A 16,888-nucleotide genomic window follows, 5' to 3' on the forward strand; every position below is an offset into this window, starting at 1 on the left:
TCCCGTGCCGAACCGACGTCCCTTCCCATTCCGAGTCGACGCCCCTTCCCGTGCCGAACCGGCACCCCTTCCCGTTCGGAACCGACGCCCTTTTCCCGCGTCCGGCCGACCCATCTGTCCGCTCTCCGACGCGACCGCCGCACGGCGACCACAGCGACCACGACGACCCGTCGACCACGACGACAGCAGCAACCGCGGCAACCGCGGCGCTCACCCCACCCGAGCCCCCACCCCGACCCCCGCCACCTTCGCGTACTGCTCCCGCACCTCCCGGTACCGCAGCAGTTCCGCCGCCAACGGATCCAGGACCCGGCCCCGCCCACACTCGGCTGCCGCGTCCCTCAGCCGCCGTTCCGCCTCCAGCCCGTACCGCCGAGCCGGTCCGCGCGCCGCCATCCCGCAGCCCCACTCGACGGCTGGACCGCCGGCCAGACCGGCCAGCAACATCAGCAGCGGCATCCCGAAGCTGGAGGGCATGAACCCGACGACCTGCCCCAGCAACCACAGGAATCCCAGCAGTTGCAGCAGTGTCATCGACATCTGGGCGAACACGGCGATCCGCCACCACCCGGGCCGGGGCGGCCGCTCCGTCGGCAGGGAGGTACGCACCGCCAGTTCGTCCAGCGCCTCCGGCAGCCCCTCGGCGCCCCGTACCGCGGCCTCGCGCACCGCCAGGGCCCAGGGTGCCGGAAGCCCGGCCGCCGCCCGGTCCGCCACCGTCCGCACGGCCTGCTCGACGCGCTGCCGCGCGGTGACCTCCTCGTCCGGGGGCACAGGCACCGGCAGGCGTCCCGTGGACGGTTCGCGCCGGTCCCGGTACCACCGCCACAGCCGCAGCCACGGCGTGCCGCACGCGCGGTTGGCGTGCCGCAGCCAGGCGCGCTCGGCGGCTTCCCCCGCGGCGGTCGCGCCCACCGCATCCGCGAGCCGGGCGGCGAACTCCTGGCGCGCCTCCTCGGTGAGCCCGGCGCGCCCCGCGGTGACATAGACGGGCCAGAGCCGGGCCGCGGCCGCGTCCACGTCCGCGGAGACACGGCGCGCGGCAGCCCCGCGCTCGGCCACGAACTGTCCGAGCGCCTCGCGCAGCTCACCCACGCCCTCACCGGTGAGCGCGGACAGCGCGAGCACGGTCGCGCCCGGCTCGCCGTACTCCCCGAGCGCGATCCCGTCCCCGTCGAGCAGCCGCCGCAGATCGTCGAGCACCTGTTCGGCGGCTTCCCCGGGGAGCCGGTCGACCTGGTTGAGGACGACGAACATGACCTCGGCGTGTCCGGCCAGGGGCCGCAGATAGCGCTCGTGGAGGACGGCGTCGGCGTACTTCTCGGGGTCGACGACCCAGATCACGGCGTCCACGAGCGCCAGGATGCGGTCGACCTGTTCCCGGTGTTCCACGGCCGCGGAGTCGTGGTCGGGCAGGTCGACCAGGACGAGCCCGCCCAGCCGTGCCTCTCCGTCGGGGTTCGGCAAGGGGCGTCGGCGCAGCCGCCCCGGGACGCCGAGACGGTCGAGCAGCGGGCCCGTGCCGTCGCTCCAACTGCATGCGATCGGGGCGGCGGTGGTCGGCCGGCGCAGCCCGGTCTCGGAGAGGGGCACGCCGGCGAGCGCGTTGAAGAGCGTGGACTTCCCGCTGCCGGTGGCGCCCGCGACGGCGACCACGGTGTGTTCTCCGGAGAGCCTGCGACGCGCCGCCGCCTCGTCCAGGACCCGGCCCGCCTCGGCGAGCGTGCGGCTGTCCAGCCGGGTCCGTGACAGCCCCACCAGTTCGCGCAGCGCGTCCAGCCGGGAGCGCAGGGGTCCGTCGTAGGCGAGCGGCGCGGGCTGCCGTAGGGCCGCGTCGCCGGGCTGGCCCGACGTGGTGCCGTCCAGCGGGACGGCCGTACCGGACATGCGGCGGGCGATCAGTCCGTCGTCCCAGACCGCCAGGGCCTCCGTGCGCGCCCCCAGGTCGCCGTGCTGCACGCGCGCGTGCCGGTCATCTTCCGCAGCGCCCCCGGGCGGGGGCGCCCCCTGCGGGACGCCCGCTGGGGAGCCGTGCGGCACGCCGGTCTCCACACCGGTCAACTCCCTCCTGGAATCGGGCTCCACGCGCGCGTACTCACCGGCTGACCCTCCGTCACCGACCCGCTCCTCGGTGGTGGCGACGGCTCCCTCCGGAAGCTCATGCCGAGCGTTCTTGGCGCGGCCATTGCGACCGGTGTGATCGCTGTGATGTGTATGGCCCTTGTGCTCGCTGTGATCGCTGGGATCCGTGGCGGTGGCCACCGCGGTCACCTCTCCTTCTCCAGTACGGACAGCGCGGCGATGAGTTCGGCCTGGGGCTCGGCGTGGACGCCGAGGGCGTCGAGGGGGGCGAGGCGGCGTTCGCGTTCCGTGCGCAGGGCCCGGTCGAGGTACTCCCAGAGCAGCAGCGCGGCGCGGTCGCGCAGCCGCAGTGCCCGGTGGGCGCCGATCCGCTCGGCGAGCCCCTCGCCCGCCGCCCGCGCCCGCCGCCCGCCGAGCAGGGCCGTGGCGACGAGGGCGGCCACTTCCTCGGCCTCCGGGGCGGGGCTCTTGTCGAGGTCGCGCACCGTTTCCTCGGAGTACTCCTCCAGGACGCGCCGCCAGCGTCGTACGGTCATCCCGATGCGGTGCTCGGCGCTCTCCAGCGTCGGGTCGCGCTTGGTCAGTTCCGGGGCCATGGCCGCGGGTTCGCTCCGCCAGGCCTCCTCGACACGCTCGTCGGCGGCTGAGACCGCGCACAGCAGCAGGGCGCCCAGGCTGTCCACGAGGGCGTCCAGCAGTTCCCCGGCAGTGCAGTCCACGGGGTGGCCGCGCCAGCGTTTCAGGGCGTCGCCGGAGAGCACGGCCCCGGACTCGAGGCGCTCCCGCACGCGCGCGTACTCGCTGTCGTACGCCGTGTCGACGGCCGCGGTGAGCCGGAGGGCGGCGGCGTACTGGGCGGCGGCGGCGCCGGCCAGTTCGGGCAGCCGGGCCCGCAGCGAGTCGAGGACTCCTTGGGCCGTCCGTGTCATGGCGGCCTCCCGGGCGGCGGGGTCCTGCACCAGGTGAGCGAGCCACTCCCGCAGGGGCTCGACGGCCGTGGCGGGCAGCAGGCCCCCGCCCCAGGCGGACTCGGGCAGCTCGGGCACGGTGAAGCGGGGAACATCGCCGAGCCCGGCCTTGGCGAGCAGGGCACCGTACTGCCCCGACACCTCGGACACGACCTGGTGCGGTACCCGGTCGAGCACGGTGACGAGGGTCGCGCGGTACTCCTTGGCGGTGCGCAGCAGGTGCCACGGCACGGCATCGGCGTAGCGGGCGGCGGTGGTGACCAGGACCCAGATGTCGGCGGCGCAGATCAACTCGGCGGCGAGGATCCGGTTGCCCGCGACCAGGGAGTCGATGTCGGGCGCGTCGAGAAGGGCGAGCCCGCGCGGAAGGGTGTCGGCGCTCTCGATGTGCAGCACCCGCTCGTCGCGGCCGACGGCGGTGCGCGGCTCGTCACCGGAGTCCTGCTGGGGCACCCACACGCGTGACAGGCCGGGCAGGACGCGCATACGGCTGAACCAGTGGTGGTCCCCCGGGTGACAGACGAGGACGGGCGTCCGGGTGGTGGGCCGCAGTACGCCCGCTTCGCTGACCCTCCGCCCGACGAGGGAATTGACCAACGTGGACTTACCGCTTCCGGTGGATCCCCCGACGACGGCCAGCAGGGGCGCTTCAGGATCTCTCAGCCGGGGCACCACATAGTCGTCGAGCTGTGCGAGAAGCTCGTCGCGGTTCGCACGAGCGCGTGGAGCCCCGGGCAGGGGCAGCGGGAAGCGTGCGGCGGCGACACGGTCGCGCAGGGCGGAGAGTGCGTCGAGCAGCTGAGGCCGTACGTCCAAGGTCACCACATGCGAAGAATGCCCAATTTTGGTGGCTTTCTGAAGCATATGGCTATGTCTGCGCGCCGAAGGACACACGGGACGGAAGGGGCGACTGGGACGCAGGCATAACGAGTGCACAACACCCGGGGCGTCGAACGCCAAAAGCGATGCACGATTCGCACCTGCCTGCGATTATCGGACCGCTTCACTGAACCTCCACATAGAGCCACGGAGGCGAAGCAACAGGGACAAGGGCCCGGGGAGCCCTATCCTTGTCCCCGGCAAGGTCACGGATCAGCCCGTTGGGGCACCACGACAGGCCACCACACAGGCCCCCGTAGCTCAGTGGATAGAGCAGGCGCCTTCTAAGCGCTTGGCCGCAGGTTCGAGTCCTGCCGGGGGCGCACGTTTCTGCCCTCCCCTCGGGGAGGGCTTTTTGCTGGTCAGGGTGGGCGCAGGTCTACACAGAAGAGCGCCGGGCCGCTCCTGGTGGTAGCGGGGAGAGTCCGGCGCTGTCCGGCTGTCACCGGGTTTCTGCGGGTTTCTGCGGGTTTCTGCGGGTGGCTGTGGTGAATACGCGGAGAAGTTCTCCGGGCACCGTCAGGCCGTTCACGCAGGGCGAAGAGGTAACCGCGAGGATCGCTCTTGACGTCCCGAAGCTGCCTCGAGGTGTACAGGACACCTCTGATCATGCGGTCACCCGGCGGTCGGCGCGGCGCCCTCGCCGAAGGCAGCAACGTCCTGTGGCGCCATGTCGTCGCGGAGGCGGATGAACCGCACCGGGTGCCGCCAGGTCCCCCTGTCCTGGGCAGTGTCCACGTCGATCTCCGCGACCAGTGCGGGTTCGACGAGGACGACGTCCAGTGGTGTCCGAGACGCCCACGACGTGGTGAATCGCACGCCGTCCCGCGGGTGCCCAGGTCTGGGAGCGGTGAGCCTGCCGGCGACACGCCGGGCCGACTCAAGGTGCAGTTGGGTGCTACGGGCGACCAGACGCAGGGCTCCGTCCTGGTCGTAGCGGCCCATCAAGAGGCTTTTCGGGCGGGGCAGGGTGCCGGTGATCGCCCCGCCGATGCCCTCGGTCGTGTTCCTGCGGCGGATCTTGTACCAGCCCCGAACGCCCGGGAGGTATCGCTGGTCCCGCCCGCGGATCACCAGCCCCTCAAGGCCTGGCACCTGCGTCCAGGAGGCCAGCCACTCCTGTGCGGTCCGGACGTCGCTTGTCTCGGGGCAGAGCGTCCACGGCGTAATCAGCCCACGCTCGCTGAACAGGCCCTCCGGCTTCTCGCGTCGACGTGCGTACGGCTCACGTAGCAACTCCTGCCCGTCGGCTTGCAGGACATCAAAGGCGATGAAGTGCGCAGGCAGCTCCTCGGCAAGCCGTACGGCTGTCCGACCACTGGAAGCGGCACGGCGCTGCAGCGCCTCGAAGGACAGCTGCTCGCCAGCCCACACGACCAGTTCGCCATCGAGGAGAAGGCCATCGGGCAGACTCCCGGCGGCCTGGCCGAGGTCGGGAAAGCGCCCCTGGATGAAGGCGCCCCGACGGGACTGGAGAATCGCCGAGCCGAGAGTTGGGCTCGGGGTGAAAAGCAGGGCGCGGTAGCCGTCGAACTTGGGCTGAAAGACCAAGCCGCCGGGCAGCGCTCCGGGCGGAGGCAACCGATCGGGGTCACGGTCAGCCACGCCGTTGAGCAGCCGGAGCCGAGGCATGCGACCTCCGAGGAGGCTTCACTCCTGGGCATCCGGAAGGCCGCGCTCGTGACGCACATCCGGCGGACGTACTACAGCGACGAAGGACGGCCCGTCGAGACAGCGGACATCGTGGTGCCCGCCGCGCACTGCGAGATCGTCCACGAGATCCCGACCAACCGCTAACCGTCACTCCGAGGGCGGCTGACGGCCGCAGCGTGAGGTGCAAAAGGCGTGCGCCCCGTCGACGACAGTTGGTCGTCAGCGAGGCGCCGCTGCGAGATCAGCGGTCCCTTAGGCCTGCCCGGCGAGAGGATGCCTTCACGTCTCGGCGCGGCGGAACTTACGGTTTGTGGGTTACTCAGAGCAGTTCCGCCGGCCAGCGGTGTGCCCAGTCGGGTGGGTCGGTTTCGTTGTAGCCGTTGGGTGTTCCGGGTTCGGGCCGCGGCTCGATGAGGTCGTCGATGACGAGACCCGCGCCGCTCAGGACCCTGACCCAGTCGCCGTAGGTGAGCTGATAGCTGGTCGCGTCGCCGTCTTCGGCAATGGTGTTCAGCCCGAAGTATTCCTTCTGCAGCGTCGTGGTCACGCGGCTGGCGGCTTCGTCGTAGCAGACTTCGAACCATGGGCTGGCGACGTTGAACACCAGGCGCCCGCCTGGGCGCAAGACGCGCGCGGCCTGCGGGACGGCCAGGTGCGGCGGTGCCCAGCTGAGCCCACCGAAGTCGCAGAACACCAGGTCGAAGCTGTCGGCGGCAAAGGGGAGTCGTTCGGCGGCGCCTTGCACCAGCGGATAGCGGGCCGCTCCCATCGCGCGGCTCGCTGCGGCGAGTTGGGCTTCGGACAGGTCGAGCCCCACCACAGTGGCGCCCTCGGCGGCGAGCGCCCTGGACCACTGGCCGGCGCCGCAGCCCAGTTCGAGGACGCGTTTGCCGGTGACGTCGCCCAGGGCGTTCAGGTGCGCATCGGGGATGGAGTACATGCCCCACAGCCGGGGGGTGGCCCCGATCTGCGGGTCGTGTTCGCGCTGGTAGGCGCTGCTGATCTGGTTCCAGAGCCGCCGGTTGGCGGGGATGCTGTCCACGTGCCGACTCCAGCACTGCCTGTCGGGGGCGGTCAACACGATTAGGGCACTGGTCGGCCCTCGCCTCGGTCCGGCCCTGGCTCGGCCCATGATCCGCCGGCCAGAACACCTAGGCCATGAGCGATGGAGTCACTCGCCGAGCTGAGCGGCCAGGAACACCGCTGCCACCGAGGGGCGGACTGCGTACGTCGCGCCCGCGCTCCCCTCGGGTGCCTCCCACCAGTAGAACGGAAGCCGCCGCCCACTGTCGCTGTGTCCCTTGCTCATCCCGGACAGCACCCCTGCCACGCGCCGCGCCGGATCACTCTCGTTCGGCCCGTCCAGGGCCTTGTCCACCAGCTCCGTGCAGTGGATCCGCCGACCAGGGTTGCGCGCCAAGTACTCGAGCACCTGCCGGGCCTGCGGTGCGAGTTCAGCCAAGAACACTGCGGCGCGCTGCAAGTCCTCCGGACCCCATTCCGGGGCGCCGTAGTGCGCCTCTTCGCCCGAGTGCTCAGCCCATCGCGGATCAACCTCAGACAGATACTCCGTCATGCCCGCCCCCAACAGTTGGTACTCAGCGTGTGTGTCGTTGGCACCGTACAGAGCCACCAGGACACTGCGTGTCGAATCCGTGTCGAAGTTCTACCGACAAGCCGCTCAGCTGAGGAAGAGCCACAGGTCAGGAGGAGGACGGGACACAGCCACAGGATGCCGCCCGACTCCCCCTGGAAGAGCAGATCACCCGGCTGGAGCTTTCGTCCTCGATGTGCTGGCGGAGGATGCGCGTCACGGCCGGGTGGCCCGGCACCGTGCGCGTCTCGCCCTCCGCGCGGCCTTTCAGGTCGTGATGTTCGTGGATCTCCCCCGTGTCGGTCCACTGCTTTCCGATCTCCGGGGCCGCCGTAGGGATCAGCAGCTCGCACCATTGGTCGTCGGCGTCGGGCTCGGGCAGGGTCACAACCTGCACCCGCATGGCTACGGCTTCCTCGGGCATGGGGCTGCAGTGGTACGGGGTGGCGAAGAAGGCGTGGAGCCGGTGCCGCCGCGCGGTCGGCGCCGTATCCAGGCAATCGAACGGGCCGGTCCCTTCCCCAACGGGCCGACGCTGGGGGAAGCAGTCGCCGGCCATCGCGGGGCGTCAGGACCGTGGGCTCCGGGTACAGGGTCGTCAGGACCGTAGGCTCTGGACAAGTACGAACCCAAGGGACGTGTCGCCCTGCCGTTTCCGCCGCGTGCACAAGGTCAGTGAGTCGCTCCGGAATACGGGCCCAGGTACTTGAGGTGGCCGTTCGGCTCGCATCGATACAACTTGTCCCCGCGAATCACGAATCCACCGGACGCACAGTCGCCTGTTGCCGTCGGGCTGGCGTAGTGCCCAGGCGGGACTGTGAAGTGGTCACCGGTAACAGCGTCCGCAGGGTCGGTGGGATCAGGGTGATGCACGTTGGAGGAAGCAGAAGGAGTCGGCGGCGGCGAGGACCCCTGGCCATCGGTACTGGAAGCGCAGCCTGAGAGGACCCAAGCAAAGGTCAGCACCGACAACGCGCGCGCCGATCTTCTTACCCCGCCTGTCATGCCTGGACCCTAGTGGTCCGTCGAGGCCGAGATCACTCCGATACGTGAAAGTCGGACCCGCTGCGGCCTGCTGCGAGGCGTGGCGCGCCCAGGCTCCTGGACGTCCGGCATCAACCCGCGACCGGGGACACCGTGACGCCCCCGAGACGAGGCCGGTCAGCCGCCGTGGTCGCAGAGGTGGTCCACCCTGCTGCCCGGGGGCGCCAAGTCCTTCTCCGCGGAGGTCAGTTCGCGGGCCGCGAGGGCGCACAGGCGGTCGGTCCAGTCCCTGGGGTCGAGGGACATCAGCCGGGCGTCGCCGCCGTCGACGATGGCGAGCCGTCTGCCGTCCGAGGTCAGGTCGCTCGTCGCCGAGTAACCGGGCATGAAGTGGTACTTCTCGCTGCGGCTGCGCACGTCCCACACGGTGAACTCGTTCGTCGGGCCCTGCGTGCCCAGGGTGTCCGCGGAGAAGAAGTCGTCGAGCCAGTAGGCGCCGTCGTAGGTCAGGGGTTTGCGCCATTCCTTCTTGGCCATGTCCCAGAGCCCCACCTTGCCGCCGTATTCGAGGACGGCCAGCAGATCGCCGGTGGGTGCGAACCCGAGCTGCTTGACCGAGCGGTATCCCTGCTCCCTGCGGATCGTCTCGACCGACTCGCCCCTGTCGAAGTCCCAGATCTCGATCCGCCCGTCGTCCACGGTGCGGATGGCCGCCTGTGGATGCCCGGGACGTGCCGCGGCGAAGGTGTTCGCCGCGGCGTTCGCGACTTCGGCCGGCTCCTGGAGCGGCGGACGGTACACCTCGCCGTCGATCCGCCCGGTCGAGAGCCGCCACCGGCTGACGTACGACATCGCGGAGACCACGGCGTGGTCGTCGTCCTGGAAGGACACGTTCACCCAGGCCGGGGTGAGGCCGGTCCTGCCATCCGGGCCGGCCGGGTCGATGCCCGGGGGCGTCGGCAGGTCGAGCCGACGGTCCTCGGCGAGGGTGGGATTCCCGGAGCCGTCCGTCAGCCGCCACACGAGCACGGAGCGGCCGTCGGCGGACACGGTCAGCAGCCGCCTGCCGTCCGGCGTGTACGAGGCGTACTGCCGGGCCAGGGGACGCGAGGGACGCGCCTGCCCGAGGAGCCGGTGCGAGGTCAGGTCCCACAGGCGCAGGCTCGTGCCGTCCGCGGTGACGGAGGCGATGCGGCGGTGGTCGGCGTCGACCGTCTTGACCGGGCTCAGGAGCATGTCACTGTCGAAGACGGTCGGCACGGGAACCCGGGCCGTGACGATGCTGCCTCCGATCGCGACCGCGGCCCGCAACGCGTTCGGCGGTCCGGTGAACGCGACCGCGGGCAGTTGCGCCTGACCGGTGACGGCCTGGTCCTGCGGAGCGGGCGCGGGCAGGTCGAGGAGGCCGGGCCGGCCCTGGTCGATGTCGAGCACCAGGAACTGGTACCGGCCCAACGTCGTACCCACGCGCCGGACGGGATTGAGCAGGTAGCGACCCGTGCTGTCGAGCCGGGGCGTGTACAGCGGGCAGAGCAGGCCGAACTGCCCGTTGTTGTAGGAGCGCCGCAACGTCGGCGTCCCCGAGAGGTCCCACGCTTCCAGGACCCCCTGGGGTGTGCACCGGACGAGTGTCCCGCCGTCGCCGCTGACCGTGACAGGGCCGGTCGTCGCCGTGCCCCACGGCGTCCGTGGGCGCCCGCTGTCCAGCTGCCACATCACCAGTCGGGCGCCCGCGTCGTCTCCCGCGTTCTGCGGGGTGAGCCGGCCGACGACCGTGTCGTCGTCGCGGCCGAACCACGCCTGGGCCACCTCCCAGCCGCCGGGGGCGGTCAGGGTCCTGCCGAGGCGCCGGCCGTCCCCGGTCCGCCAGACGAGGACCCCCTCACCGCGGACGGCGGCGAGGATGCGCCGCCCCGTGGCGTCGAAGCGCAGATCCGTGGCCGCGCGAGGGTTGCGGCGGACGTCCTCGTTGCCGCGCAGGGTGATGGTGCGCCAGGTCTTCTTCCCCGTACGGACACCCAGGGACACATGGCCCCAGTCCGAGGCACGGGCGGAGACGGACCCGTCGGGCGAGATCGCCAGCAGGTCGGTGCCGTTGCCCTTCACCAGCGAGCGCACGGCCGTCCGCGCGCCGCCGCCGTCCAGATCCAGGTCGATCGTCTCGCCGCTGCGCAGCAGCGCGTGCATCCGTCTGCCGTCCTGGCTCATGACGACGTCCTGGACCTCGCCCCGGCCGTCGAGCACCACGTGGTCGACGTTCCGCATCCGCAGGTACTGCGCGACCAGGGCGGACCTGGACTGGGCCCCGTCCGCGGTCTTGTAGGCCGCGGTGGCGAAGAGCCCCGAGGTGATCAGCGAGACGTCGTCGAGCTGTTCGGCGCGCGCGGCCAACTGCTCGGAGGCGGCCTGCCGCAGCTGCGAGTCGAGCGCGCTGTTCTTGGCGACGTACAGGAGCGCGACGACCAGCACGACCGCGGTGGCGGCCGCCAGCAGCCCGGTGAGCACCCTCTTGATCCGCTTGTTCACCGCTTCGGCTCGCGCCGCGGCCGCCCGCCGCCGCTCGCTCTCCTCGATGAACCGCCGTTCTTCCGCGGTGAGTTCACCGGGGCGCTCGGCCAGCATGCGCCTGGCCTCTTCGAGGCGCTCTCCGGCGAGGAGCTGCTCCTTCTCCTGTCCGGCGCTGCGCCAGTTGTCGATGGCGTGCCGCAATCCCGCTCGCCAGGCCAGGAACTCCTTGTTCCGGGCAACCTGGTCCGCCAGCGTCGGCCACGCCGTGATCAGCGCCTCGTGCGCGAGTTCGACGGTCTGCCCGTGCTCCGGGTCCGTGCCCAGGACCAGGATCCGCCCGCGGGCCAGCGCCTCGGCGATACGCCACCTCTCCGGGCCCGCCTCCGCCCGGGTGAGCACGGCCCGTAGCGGAGCCTCTCCGCCGGGCAGCACCCGCACCAGCGCGGTCAGCAGCCGCAGGGCGTCCTCCCGGTCGCCCTCGCCGACCGCCGTGTTCCACACACTTTCCGCGTGCCGCCCCAGCGCGCCACCGACGCCGCCGATGGCCTCGTACGTCGCGAACCGCAGCCGTCCGACGGACTGGTCGTCCCACAGCCGGCCGAGCACGAAGCCGAGCAGCGGAAGCACGCCGGGCTGGTTGGCGGCGTCGTCGAGGATGCGCCGGACCAGCCCGGGGTCGTAGTCGACCGCCGGCAGCGTCTCGACGGGCCTGCAGACGACCTCGTTGAGCTGCGCCCGGCTCATCGGGGCCAGCGGGCTCATCGCGCCGCGGCTGAGCGCCGGGCCGACGAGCGGATGGGAGAGCGCCGCCTCGAGGAAGTCGGATCTGAGCGTGAGCAGCACCTGCACACCAGGACGCCGACGCTCGGGGAAGAGGAACCGCACGACGTCCTCCATGTCCCGGTCCCTGCGCGCGAGGAGGCTTTCCGCCTGGTCGAGGACGAAGAGCAGCGGGGCGACGCCGTCGGTGCGGTCGGTGCGCGCCTGTGCCGCGGCGAGTGCGGACCGGAGCGAACCGGACTCCGTGGCACGCACGGTGATGACCTCGTATCCCCTGGCCCGGAGTCGGGGCACCACCCCTGCCAGGGCGAGGGAGGACTTGCCACAGCCGGAGGGGCCCACGAGGGTGACGCACGGGTGATCGGCGTCCCCCGCGAGCAGCGCGGTGACGGCCTCCGCCTCGGCGTCACGGCCGAAGAAGACGCCCGCGTCGGCTTCTCGGAAGGGGACGAGGCTGCGGAAGGGCGACGGGGGGTGGAGTATGGGCGCGAGGGCAGGAACCTCCTCGACCAGCGTCCTGGTGGGGATGAGGAAGCTCTGCTGGGCTCCCGACAGCTGAGTGGCGAAGACCATGCCCACGACGGCCGCGGTCTGTTCGTCCCATACGGGGCTGCCGCTGAACCCCTCCTCGATCGGTGCCCCCTGCGCATCGGCGGCCGACAGCTGTACCCATCCCTCGGCGGTCCCGCCGCGCAACCGACCCACGTACCAGATCCCACCCGGGGAGTGGTCCGGCAGTCCGAAGACCCGTACGTCATGGCCCCATACGGTTTCGGGTGCCGCCATCCGCGCCGGTTCCGCGCGCGGCAGCGGAGTGCGCATGCGCAGTACGGCGATGTCCCCGGTGCCGTCGTCCCGCATGGGGACCCAGTGCTCGATTGTGGCCCGGGAGCGGGCGCCACCGGCCAGCACCAGTTCCACCAAGACCTCGGCGCCCGGCGTCGGCGTATCGCCCCGCGGCAGGCCCAGGGCATCCGCGACGACGTGCGCGCAGGTGAGCACCAGGTCGGAAGCGATGACGAAGCCGGCTCCGACCGTACCGACGCGGGCCCCGGAGACCCGGACCACCGCCGCGGCGAGGGCCGTCTCAGGACTTCTGGAGTGCGCTGCCGTGTCGACCATCGTGCCCCCGTGCGTGAACCGCCCCCGTGCCCGTCACACGGGGTCAACTCCCCTGTGAATTATCCCCCGTGACGCTCTGTCGGTCACTCCTGTTCCAGGTGAGACTGACGGAGAAATTGGCCTCGGTCGCGGTGCTGGCGATGACGACGTCGGCCTCCGCGGACAGGGAGACCCCGAACTCGAGCGTGATCTCGTCCGGGGCGTTCACCAGTCCGCTCAGTCTCCCCACGAAGCTCTCCGCGACGGGCCGCACGGTGTCCAGCATCTCCCCGAACGTCCTCGAGGCCCGCGCGGCCGGGCGCCCGCCCCGGCCGACCCTCACCAGCGACTCGTCCACTTCGCGGATCTGCACCTTGATGACGTCCTCGCCGTCCTGCCCCAGCGGAACCTCAACGGTGTGCACGCTACTGCTCATGACACTCCTTCCTGATCACGTCAGGGAGCGTAGCGAAGCCAATGACCGTCACGCACAAGGGAATTGAGGTCGGCGTTCGGACGCCGTGGCGGGCACGGGCCCGCGGCGCCGCGAGCGATGGCATCGGCCGACACGCCTCTTCGGCAGACGCGCCGGCACGGTCACGATGGTCACGACCACCGAATCTCCGTATCTCTCGCGGGGTTCAGCATGACCGGCCGGTCTGCGGCTGCTGCCGGGACGCCACCCGTCACCGGCGAAAAACGCCCTGCGGGGGACATCCCCTCCAGGGTGTTTCATGTGCCAGGCCACCACGGTGTACGACGTACGGAGGGACCATGACAGACGCCTCTCGAGCCACCGACTCCCGAGCCACCGGCTCCGCCCCATCGGCCTTCGCCGACATTCCCACGACCACCCTCGCCGACCTCCTGGGCCGCGAGCAGGTCATGGACATCGGCATACGACCGTTGTGGCAGCCGGTGCCGCGCACGGCCGGGCCGGCGTTCACCGTGCGGTGCGCTCCCGGCGACAACCTCATGCTGCACGCGGCCATCCACCGTGCCGAGCCGGGGTCGGTCATCGTCGTCGAGTCGGGCGACCTGGACTACGCGCCGGCCGGCGGAAACGTCTGCGCGGTGGCCCGGCGCCGCGGCGTCACGGGCTTCGTCGCCGACGGGCTGATCCGCGATCTCGCCGAGGTCCGCGCCATGGGCTTTCCCGTCTTCGCCCGGGGCGTCATCCCCATCCCCGGCGGCAAGTCGGTCGTGGCGCCGCTCAACGTGGAGGTCCGCTGCGGCGGGGTGTCGGTGTGTGCCGGCGATCTGGTGGTGGCCGACGAGGAGGGCGTCGTCGTGGTCCCCGCCGCCCGCGCCGACGAGGTGCTCGCGGCGGCCCGTGCCAAGCTGGCCAAGGAGGCCGCCGAGACCCTGGACGCCTGGGAGGAGGCTCACCGGGCCCGCGTCGACGCGATCCTGCGCGCTCAGGGCTACGAGGGCTGACGGCGGCGACGGCGCGCCCTTCGAGGGTGAAGGAGGGCGCTGTCGCGGGAGCGCCGCGGGGACATTGGGGTGATGCCCGCGGCGCCTGACGTTTGGCAGGAACCGGAAATGTCAACTGGTCCCCCGTGACGCCCGGGAATTCCAGGGCCCGGTACCGAGAGGGAACCTGATGGCAAGGAGGAGACGAATCCCCCTCTGTTGGATTCGCATCTATGCCACTGCGGGCATCGTGTTTCCCGTGACGCTTGCCGTCGCCTCGGCGCCTTCGGCCGCGAGTACCAGCGAGGTCCGCCCCGCCGACGACACCACGGACGGCGGCGACGTCACGCCGGAATGCCGGCTCAGCACCGGGCCTTTTCAGCGGCAGGTGGAGAAATATCTGGGTCTGCGCCAGGACGGAAAGCAGTCCGCGAAGGACTGCGCGACCATCCGGAAAATGCAGCAGAAGTACGAGATCGACCCTGCGGACGGTTATGCCGACCTCGTCAGTTACCGGGCCGCGGTCGTGGCCTGGGCCGCGGCCCACAAGAAGTCCCTCACCGGATGCCCCGAAGGGCCCAAGGTCGTGGTCTGCGTGGACCAGAACCGTCAGTTGCTGTGGGTGCGGAAGAGGAAACAAATCGTATTCGGCCCCGTCCCCGCGCGTACCGGCAGGCCGGGTTACGCGACCCGCAATGGCCGGCACAAGATCTACCGGCGCGTGAAGGACTTCTACTCGAATCTGTTCCCCGGCTCGATGCCGTACAGCCAGTTCTTCGACCGCGGTGAGGCGCTCCATGCCAGCTATCGGCCGATTTTCGAGGACCCGGGATCGCACGGGTGCGTGAATCTCCGCTACGACGACGCCAAGGCGCTCTGGTCCCTGCTCCGTGTCGGAGACAGCGTCCACCTCTGGGGCAGCAGGAAGGGACAATGACCCATGACGTGCCGCCGCGTGATCCCCGGCCTCAGGGGTCAGCCGCGCAGGCTGAGGGCCGGCACCAGGGCGTGCGCGGCCGTGGTCAAGGTCTCCTCGGCGCCCGCGAACGCCGCCAGCCGCTCCGGCTCGACGGGCCTGCCGGGCGCGGCCTCGGGCCACGGGCGGGTGGCGAACAGGAAGTAGGCGTGGCCGCGTGCGCGGAGGGCGGCGAGCCACTGGGGCGGCACGGTGCACTGGGCGTTCAGATACGGCATCGTGACGACGGCCTGGCCCGCCTCGACCAGCAGCGTCACGGGCAGGCCGGGCCGCTGGGTGCCGTCGATGAGCTGATCGCCCGGGTTCAGCCCGTTGGCGCGCAGCAGCGCCTCGACGGCGGCCGCCGAGCCCTCCGGACCGCTGTCGCCGTCGCCGAGGGAGTAGGCGAGCAGGTAGGGCATGTCCCCGTCGGGGGCCTCGCCGCTCCAGGCCAGGACGACGAGCGTGCCGAGGTCGGCCGCGCGGAAAGGACGCGCCGCGCTGGAAGTTGTGGTCACCGCGGAACCGTATCGACGGCCCGGCGGGTCACCGTGCGGATTCTCGCCCGACCGGGGGATACGGACGGCGGTGACCACACGAACGAGGGACGCGGACGGGGACGGGGGATGCGGACGGCTACCGGCCGCCGCGGAGCGGAAGACCGCCGAGCAGCCGGGAGGCGCCGACCTGCCGGTTGAGGGCGGCCGCCGCGCCGTTCACGCTCCTCAGCACGGAGTGCTTGTTCTCGGTGTCCAGGGTTTCGGACTGGTGGGCGATGGGGCGGACGTCGAGGGTCTTCTGGGTGGTGATGGTCTCCAGCGCACCGTTGAGGCTGGTGGGCGTCAGGCCGGAGGCGTCGTCGGCGAAGGCGGGTGCGGCGACGCCGGCGACCACCAGGGACCCGGCGACGACGGCGGCGGCCTTGAGGGACTTCATCCGTGTTCCTTTCTTCGGCGACCGATGTCACCGGAGCTTCGGTGACCGAAGGTCACCGGAGGGACGGTTGCGTCCTGGCTAACGAGCCCCCGACCCGGCGGAAACCCGCGTGCGGAGGATTCGGACGTTCCGGTTCAGTGCTTGGGCGGGTACGGCGTGGGCAGGACCGTGCGCTGCGGCGGGTCCGTGGGCGTGCCGGACGGCGTGGACTTCCCGCTGAGACCCGGCGTCGCCGTCGAGCTTGCCGTGGGCGTGCCCGTCGGGCTGGCCGACGGCGTCGTCGCGCTGGGCTTCCCCGAGGGGATGCCGGTGGGCTTCGGCATCAGCGAGGGCGCAAGGCTGGGCAGGCTCGGCAGGCTCGGCATGGTCACCGCGCCGGTCACCGAGGCGACGAGGACGTTGATGAGCTTGTTCAGCACGGTCGTGGCCGCCGGCAGGACCTGACCGGCGTTACCGGACGTGGCCGCCGCGGCCAGGTCGTCGACCGCCTTGCGCAGCGCGGCGAGCGCGTCGCTCTGCGAGTCGTTGCGCGCCGGTATGGGCACGGTCGGCGCCGGCGTGGGCGGGGTGATCTTGGTGATGGAGTCCTCCGCGGCCTTGGCCAGCCTCGCCGCCTCCTTGGCCGGCAGCCGGTGGTTGTCCGCCGTGAGCGCGGCCTTGAGCAGTTCGGAGACGGGTGCCACGGCACGGTCGGCCTCGGCCAGCCGCTGGACGCGGGGCAGCAGCACGTCGGGCCCGGGCAGGGGGGCGGAGTCGTGGGTACGGCCACGCGGCGCGTCGTGGTCGGCCGCCATCGCGGCGGGCCCGGTGATGCCGAGCAGCAGGGTGGCGCAGACAGCGGTGGAAGCAAGGTGACGTGCGGACAGGGCGGGCATGAGTGTTCCCCTTCGTGGTCGGTGAGGGTGCTTGTGCTCACCGTGGAAGGAGCCGCCATGGCATGCAACAGATCGGCTGCCCGCAGTAGCGTCCGCGGCCTGTCATGCACCACGTTTCCGCTGATGAGACGCCATGTGAGCGGGTTGGAGACAGCGC

The 16,888-nt window shown here is 71.4% G+C and carries 13 protein-coding genes, 1 tRNA gene and 1 pseudogene; 4 read left to right on the forward strand and 11 right to left on the reverse strand.

Annotated features, from left to right (window positions below; genetic code table 11):
- Nucleotides 1-210 precede the first annotated feature (210 nt).
- Nucleotides 211-2,262: a GTPase gene (locus ACFYZJ_RS14365; protein WP_388567077.1), complete on the reverse strand. Its 2,052-nt coding sequence runs from the start codon at nucleotides 2,260-2,262 to the stop codon at nucleotides 211-213.
- Between the two features lie 5 nt (nucleotides 2,263-2,267).
- Nucleotides 2,268-3,875, reverse strand: a complete 1,608-nt coding sequence (locus ACFYZJ_RS14370; RefSeq protein ID WP_388567080.1) for a dynamin family protein — start codon at nucleotides 3,873-3,875, stop codon at nucleotides 2,268-2,270.
- Between the two features lie 304 nt (nucleotides 3,876-4,179).
- On the opposite strand from ACFYZJ_RS14370, the gene ACFYZJ_RS14375 reads away from it, so the two are divergent.
- A tRNA-Arg gene (locus ACFYZJ_RS14375) sits at nucleotides 4,180-4,252 on the forward strand.
- A gap of 292 nt (nucleotides 4,253-4,544) precedes the next feature.
- Here the strand turns inward: ACFYZJ_RS14375 and ACFYZJ_RS14380 are convergent.
- On the reverse strand, nucleotides 4,545-5,561 hold the full coding sequence (locus tag ACFYZJ_RS14380; RefSeq protein ID WP_388567082.1) for an ATP-dependent DNA ligase: 1,017 nt from the start codon (nucleotides 5,559-5,561) through the stop codon (nucleotides 4,545-4,547).
- On the opposite strand from ACFYZJ_RS14380, the pseudogene ACFYZJ_RS14385 reads away from it, so the two are divergent.
- Nucleotides 5,502-5,726, forward strand: a pseudogene (locus ACFYZJ_RS14385) (UTRA domain-containing protein); the annotation flags it as partial. The gene ACFYZJ_RS14380 and the pseudogene ACFYZJ_RS14385 overlap by 60 nt on opposite strands.
- 175 nt (nucleotides 5,727-5,901) lie before the next feature.
- On the opposite strand, the gene ACFYZJ_RS14390 reads toward ACFYZJ_RS14385, so the two are convergent.
- The 5 genes from ACFYZJ_RS14390 to ACFYZJ_RS14410 all read right to left on the reverse strand — a co-directional run bounded on the left by ACFYZJ_RS14390 (nucleotide 5,902) and on the right by ACFYZJ_RS14410 (nucleotide 12,985).
- The gene (locus ACFYZJ_RS14390; RefSeq protein WP_388567085.1) at nucleotides 5,902-6,624 is read right to left on the reverse strand and encodes a class I SAM-dependent methyltransferase; all 723 of its coding nucleotides are present in this window, start codon (nucleotides 6,622-6,624) and stop codon (nucleotides 5,902-5,904) included.
- Nucleotides 6,625-6,753: 129 nt separating this feature from the next.
- A complete protein-coding gene (locus ACFYZJ_RS14395; protein ID WP_388567088.1) occupies nucleotides 6,754-7,158 on the reverse strand; it encodes a DUF6416 domain-containing protein in 405 nt (134 codons plus the stop codon).
- Nucleotides 7,159-7,285: 127 nt separating this feature from the next.
- Complete coding sequence (locus ACFYZJ_RS14400) at nucleotides 7,286-7,600, reverse strand: hypothetical protein (protein WP_388567091.1); 315 nt, start codon at nucleotides 7,598-7,600, stop codon at nucleotides 7,286-7,288.
- Between the two features lie 737 nt (nucleotides 7,601-8,337).
- The gene (locus ACFYZJ_RS14405) at nucleotides 8,338-12,570 is read right to left on the reverse strand and encodes a trypsin-like peptidase domain-containing protein (protein WP_388567094.1); all 4,233 of its coding nucleotides are present in this window, start codon (nucleotides 12,568-12,570) and stop codon (nucleotides 8,338-8,340) included.
- Nucleotides 12,571-12,613: 43 nt separating this feature from the next.
- Nucleotides 12,614-12,985, reverse strand: a complete 372-nt coding sequence (locus tag ACFYZJ_RS14410; protein ID WP_388567097.1) for a CU044_2847 family protein — start codon at nucleotides 12,983-12,985, stop codon at nucleotides 12,614-12,616.
- A gap of 338 nt (nucleotides 12,986-13,323) precedes the next feature.
- Here ACFYZJ_RS14410 and ACFYZJ_RS14415 point away from each other — a divergent pair, with 338 nt between their 5' ends.
- Entirely contained in the window at nucleotides 13,324-13,986 is a 663-nt protein-coding gene (locus ACFYZJ_RS14415) for an RraA family protein (RefSeq protein WP_388567099.1), read from the forward strand.
- Nucleotides 13,987-14,224: 238 nt separating this feature from the next.
- Nucleotides 14,225-14,902 (forward strand): L,D-transpeptidase, encoded by a 678-nt coding sequence (locus ACFYZJ_RS14420; RefSeq protein ID WP_388567102.1) that lies wholly within the window; start codon nucleotides 14,225-14,227, stop codon nucleotides 14,900-14,902.
- 38 nt (nucleotides 14,903-14,940) lie between these two features.
- On the opposite strand, the gene ACFYZJ_RS14425 is transcribed toward ACFYZJ_RS14420, so the two are convergent.
- From ACFYZJ_RS14425 to ACFYZJ_RS14435, 3 genes are all read right to left on the reverse strand, one after another.
- Nucleotides 14,941-15,438, reverse strand: coding sequence for a DUF5949 family protein (locus ACFYZJ_RS14425; RefSeq protein ID WP_388567104.1), 498 nt, complete (start codon nucleotides 15,436-15,438; stop codon nucleotides 14,941-14,943).
- 118 nt (nucleotides 15,439-15,556) lie between these two features.
- Nucleotides 15,557-15,856, reverse strand: coding sequence for a hypothetical protein (locus ACFYZJ_RS14430; protein WP_388567106.1), 300 nt, complete (start codon nucleotides 15,854-15,856; stop codon nucleotides 15,557-15,559).
- A gap of 134 nt (nucleotides 15,857-15,990) precedes the next feature.
- Nucleotides 15,991-16,731: a hypothetical protein gene (locus ACFYZJ_RS14435; protein WP_388567109.1), complete on the reverse strand. Its 741-nt coding sequence runs from the start codon at nucleotides 16,729-16,731 to the stop codon at nucleotides 15,991-15,993.
- Nucleotides 16,732-16,888 lie beyond the last annotated feature (157 nt).

The organism is Streptomyces sp. NPDC001848 (assembly GCF_042891915.1).
Taxonomy (GTDB): Bacteria; Actinomycetota; Actinomycetes; order Streptomycetales; family Streptomycetaceae; genus Streptomyces.